We start from the raw sequence: 1,164 nt of genomic DNA, 5'->3' as shown, positions 1-1,164 counted from the left end.
TCCGCGGCCGGGAGCCCCGGCGCGCGGGGCGGTTGCGGATGTCGTCCTCGTCGGCGTCCTTGCCGTAGCGGCGCATGTACCCAGTCTCCCGCCCAGCCGCCCGCCACTGCCCCGGTGAGCAGCTCGTCCCACATCTTGGGGAAGTCCGGCAGGGTCTTGGCGGTGGTCGCGACGTTCTCGACCCGGACGCCCTCGACGGCCAGGCCGATCACCGCGGCCGCGGTGGCCAGCCGGTGGTCCTCGTAGGTGTGGAAGACGCCCCCGTGCAGCGGGCGCGGGCGGATCCGCAGACCGTCCTCGGTCTCGGTGACGTCGCCGCCCAGGTCGTTGATCTCCTTGGCGAGCGCGGCCAGCCGGTCCGTCTCGTGCAGCCGCAGGTGGGCGATGCCGTAGAGGTGGGACTCGGAGTCGGCCAGCGCCGCGACCGCGGCGATCACCGGGGTCAGCTCGCCGACGTCGTGCAGGTCGGCCTCGATGCCGTGGATCCGGCCGGTGCCGGTGAACTGCAGGCCCTCGTCGGTGAACTCGCAGACGCCGCCCATCCGGCTGTAGATCTCGCGCAGCTGGTCGCCGGGCTGGGTGGTGTGCTTCGGCCAGTCGCGGACGGTGACGCGGCCGCCGGTGACCAGGGCGGCGGCGAAGAACGGCGCGGCGTTGGAGAGGTCGGGCTCGACGACCACGTCGCGGCCGATCAGGGCGCCGGGGGTGACCCGCCAGACGTCCTTCTCGCCGCCGTCCTCGGGCGCGTCGACCTGGACGCCGGCCAGGCGCAGCATCTCGACCGTCATCCGGATGTGCGGCAGCGACGGGACCGGGCCGCCGACGTGTCGGACCTCGACGCCGTTGTTGTAGCGGGCGCCGGAGAGCAGCAGCGCCGAGACGAACTGCGAGGAGGACGAGGCGTCCAGCTCGACCGGGCCGCCGTCCAGCGCGCCGGTGCCGTGCACGGTGAGCGGGAACGCGCCGCGGCCGCCGTCGTCGATCCGGGCGCCGAGCGCGCGCAGGGCGTTGATCACGCCGTGCTGGGGGCGCTCGTAGCTGCGCGGGTCGCCGTCGAAGTGCACCGGGCCGTCGGCGAGGACGGCGAGCGGCGGGAGGAAGCGCATGACGGTGCCGGCGTTGCCGACGTCGATCGAGGCCGGGCCGCGCAGCGCCGGGGCGGGG

General features: G+C 74.8%; 1 pseudogene. It reads right to left on the bottom strand.

The annotated features are described in order from the left end of the window. Positions 1 to 116 precede the first annotated feature (116 nt). Positions 117 to 1,164: pseudogene (gene aroA, locus MCM47_RS41200) on the bottom strand (3-phosphoshikimate 1-carboxyvinyltransferase); the annotation flags it as partial.

Source organism: Kitasatospora sp. A2-31, assembly GCF_022288725.1.
Taxonomy (GTDB): Bacteria; Actinomycetota; Actinomycetes; order Streptomycetales; family Streptomycetaceae; genus Kitasatospora.
The sequence above is the reverse complement of the archived record's forward strand: the minus strand, read 5'-3'. Positions and strand labels throughout refer to the sequence as shown.